Source organism: Vibrio sp. 1288 (assembly GCF_033344475.1).
The window spans coordinates 1-522 of sequence record NZ_JAWPOX010001111.1 but is presented as its reverse complement, the minus strand read 5'-3'; the positions used below and the strand labels follow the sequence as shown (position 1 = coordinate 522).

Here is a 522-nt window from a genome sequence, read left to right as displayed (position 1 = left end):
CCTTTTTTGAGAGTAAGCCCCTGACACCTCCTGTGACAAGGGCACCGAACGAAAGTCATACACCTTCAATCCGACACTCTAATGCTACTCCTTTCGAAGCAAGCAAAATTTGAGCAAGTTAACATTTGGCAGAACATACGCTTAGTAACTTATTAGTTATTTCAGTAGCTTACTAACAAATTTGTCCACCACTCACCACAACATCGCTTTCGTGTTCAATGACAACTTGTGCCACCAACTTTAGGCCAGCCACGATCATATCGAGGCTCATTGACGGGTGGTTGCTATCCGTCGCTTGCTCAGGCAACAACGGAATATGCACAAATCCATGCCGAATCAATTTGTCCCTCAGATAATGCTGCACTCCATAAAACAGATGGTTGCACACAAACGTCCCCGCGCTATTAGAAACCTGACAAGGAATACCGCTCTCTTGCAGCGTTTGAGCAATACGCTTGATTGGCAAAGATGAAAAATACGCATCCGGGCCATGTTCGATGATAGGCTCATCGATTGGCTGAT

The 522-nt window shown here is 45.4% G+C and carries 1 pseudogene; it reads right to left on the bottom strand.

The features are described 5' to 3' along the window. Positions 1-172: 172 nt before the first annotated feature. Positions 173-522, bottom strand: a pseudogene (locus R8O11_RS31175) (pyroglutamyl-peptidase I); the annotation flags it as partial.